This window comes from Mycoplana sp. 10N416, assembly GCF_056394765.1.
In genome coordinates this window covers 1-1,046 of record NZ_JBFTIM010000047.1, presented here as the reverse complement: position 1 = coordinate 1,046, position 1,046 = coordinate 1, and the positions used below count along the sequence as shown (strand labels likewise).

General features: G+C 63.5%; 1 protein-coding gene. It reads left to right on the top strand.

Features of this window, described 5'->3' with window-relative positions; genetic code table 11:
• Window positions 1-3: 3 nt before the first annotated feature.
• The coding region (gene tuf / locus AC1DDS_RS25735; RefSeq protein ID WP_477481437.1) for an elongation factor Tu at window positions 4-1,046 on the top strand (1,043 nt) is incomplete at its 3' end.

Below are 1,046 nucleotides of genomic sequence, written 5' to 3'. Positions count from 1 at the left end.
GAAATGGCAAAAGGTAAGTTTGAGCGCAACAAGCCTCACGTAAACATCGGCACGATCGGCCACGTCGACCATGGCAAGACGTCGACGACGGCGGCGATCACGAAGTACTTCGGCGAGTTCAAGGCGTATGACCAGATCGACGCCGCTCCGGAAGAGAAGGCACGCGGCATCACCATCTCGACGGCCCACGTCGAGTACGAGACGCCGAACCGTCACTACGCCCACGTCGACTGCCCCGGCCACGCCGACTACGTCAAGAACATGATCACCGGTGCCGCCCAGATGGACGGCGCGATCCTCGTCGTCTCGGCCGCCGACGGCCCGATGCCGCAGACGCGCGAGCACATCCTGCTCGCCCGCCAGGTCGGCGTTCCGGCGATCGTCGTGTTCCTCAACAAGGTCGACCAGGTTGACGACGCCGAACTGCTCGAGCTCGTCGAGCTGGAAGTGCGCGAACTGCTGACGTCCTACGACTTCCCCGGCGACGACATCCCGGTCGTCAAGGGCTCGGCGCTGGCCGCCCTTGAAGACAGCAACAAGGAAATCGGCGAAGACGCGATCCGCGCGCTGATGGCCGCCGTCGACGCCTACATCCCGACGCCGGAGCGTCCGATCGACCTGCCGTTCCTGATGCCGATCGAAGACGTGTTCTCGATCTCGGGCCGCGGTACGGTTGTGACCGGCCGCGTCGAGCGTGGCATCGTCAAGGTCGGTGAGGAAGTCGAGATCGTCGGCATCCGTCCGACCTCGAAGACGACGGTTACCGGCGTTGAAATGTTCCGCAAGCTGCTCGACCAGGGCCAGGCCGGCGACAACATCGGCGCGCTGGTCCGTGGTGTGAACCGCGATGGCGTTGAGCGTGGTCAGATCCTGTGCAAGCCGGGTTCGGTCAAGCCGCACAAGAAGTTCATGGCCGAAGCCTACATCCTGACGAAGGAAGAAGGCGGCCGTCATACGCCGTTCTTCACCAACTACCGTCCGCAGTTCTACTTCCGCACCACCGACGTGACCGGCATCGTTTCGCTGCCGGAAGGCACGGAAATGGT